The organism is Campylobacter lari (assembly GCF_004357905.1).
GTDB classification, from domain to species: domain Bacteria; phylum Campylobacterota; class Campylobacteria; order Campylobacterales; family Campylobacteraceae; genus Campylobacter_D; species Campylobacter_D lari_D.
The window spans coordinates 1-981 of sequence record NZ_SMTT01000027.1 but is presented as its reverse complement, the minus strand read 5'-3'; the positions used below and the strand labels follow the sequence as shown (position 1 = coordinate 981).

Annotated in this window: 2 protein-coding genes; both read right to left on the bottom strand. The window is 24.4% G+C overall.

The window, feature by feature from the left end:
* Window positions 1-47 precede the first annotated feature (47 nt).
* Complete coding sequence (locus E2O22_RS07800) at window positions 48-713, bottom strand: class I SAM-dependent methyltransferase (RefSeq protein ID WP_133319980.1); 666 nt, start codon at window positions 711-713, stop codon at window positions 48-50.
* The coding region (locus E2O22_RS08005) for a hypothetical protein (protein WP_207921010.1) at window positions 706-981 on the bottom strand (276 nt) is incomplete at its 5' end. The genes E2O22_RS07800 and E2O22_RS08005, both read right to left, overlap by 8 nt.

The following is a 981-nucleotide window of genomic DNA, read 5'->3' as shown; positions in this document are numbered from 1 at the left end:
ACCAAGTCCTATACTTAATCCTCCATTAGTATATATTAACAATTTCTTCATTTTTCTAACAATATCACATAATCACTATCACAAATATTATTATTTTCATGATATATTTCTAGAGTATTTATTTCTATATTGTTAAACATAGAAAAAACTCTTTTCACTTCTTCTTTATCAAAAAAATACATATTCATTCCATTTTCAGCATAAGCTGAACGTTTTGGATTGTTTTCTTGTATTGTTATGCTATATTTATCATTATTTTTTACTCCATGTTTATATCTATAATCATTTAAATTTCGAGTTAAAACAAAAGCTTTGCCATCTTGTTTTAAAACTCTATAAATCTCACAAGCTGCTTTTTCTATAACTTCTTTGTTATTATAATATAATACTCCCCAGCACAAAATTCCATCAAAGAATTCATTTTCATAAGGAAGTTCATTAACATTTGCTAATTCAACTTGAGCTTTTAAATTATATTGATTTAATAATTCTTTTGTATGTTTAACTCCACTATGTGAATAATCACAACCATATGTAATATAATTATTTTCTGCTAGAAATTTTACATGCCTACCTGCTCCACAACCAAGATCTAAAATTTTAGACTCTTTTTTAAAATTCTTAAATACACATTTTATATAAATATCATGAGGATATATTGGCTGATGTTTGCTATTCCCATGAAGCTGTGTCCATTTTTCTTGATTATTCATTTTTATCCTTTAAAGAGAGATTGCAAATGGTGTAAAGTATTTTTTTTATATTGTCTTGAATTTTTTCCATACTAGTTTTTTCATCAAGCCATAAATTTACTATTTGATTTTCCAAAATAATACTATTTTTCAATGCTTTTTTTAAAAAAATTTTATTGCATCCTATATACCAAGAACTACAATCAATATTATTTTTTCTTAAATTTACTAATAATTTTTCTCTATCACCCAAAAATCTAAAGGTATACCTCCATGCAATACTATTATG

Excerpts from the sequence above, each read along its gene's own strand:
- E2O22_RS07800 (WP_133319980.1), bottom strand. The coding sequence starts at position 713 with ATGAATAATCAAGAAAAATGGACACAGCTTCATGGGAATAGCAAACAT.